This is a genomic window from Stenotrophomonas sp. HMWF003, assembly GCF_003061285.1.
GTDB classification, from domain to species: domain Bacteria; phylum Pseudomonadota; class Gammaproteobacteria; order Xanthomonadales; family Xanthomonadaceae; genus Stenotrophomonas; species Stenotrophomonas maltophilia_AP.
In genome coordinates this window covers 33209-33790 of the sequence record NZ_QAIW01000440.1, presented here as the reverse complement: position 1 = coordinate 33790, position 582 = coordinate 33209, and the positions used below count along the sequence as shown (strand labels likewise).

At 68.9% G+C, this 582-nt stretch carries 1 protein-coding gene; it reads left to right on the top strand.

Going from position 1 to position 582, the window contains the following annotated elements:
- The coding region (locus DBR34_RS24120) for a substrate-binding domain-containing protein (protein WP_258224147.1) at window positions 1-582 on the top strand (582 nt) is incomplete at both ends.

Here is a 582-nt window from a genome sequence, read left to right as displayed (position 1 = left end):
CCGATGTCCGAACGCCGCGACCTGGTGGCGGCCTTGACCGCGCGCGGCATCAAGCTGGTGCGCATCATCGCCGCCACCGCCGACCCCGAAGATGGCGCGTGTGTGTTCGTCGATGACCGCGAAGCGGCCTATGAAATCACCGAACACCTGATCCAGCTGGGCCACCAGCGCATCGGCTTCCTGTGGGGCGGCACCTCGCACCGCTCCAGCGGCGAACGCTATGCCGGCTACGAAGCGGCGCTGCGCGACTACGGCATGAGCATCGACAAGCACCTGGTGGTGCAGGGCGACTACACCTTCGACGACGGCTTCCGCGGCGCACGCCGGCTGCTGGCGCTGCGCGAACCGCCCACCGCGATCTTCGGCTCCAACGATGAAATCGCCGCCGGCGTGCTGGCCGCGGCCAAGTCGGCCGGCATGAACGTGCCCTACGACCTGTCCATCGCCGGCTTCGAGGACAGCCCGTTCTCGCGCCAGTCGTGGCCGCCGCTGACCACCGCCAAGCAGGCCACCGAAGACATCGCCCGGCATGCAGCGCGGCTGCTGATCGCGCAGCTGCGCAGCGATGCCTATGACGACGCA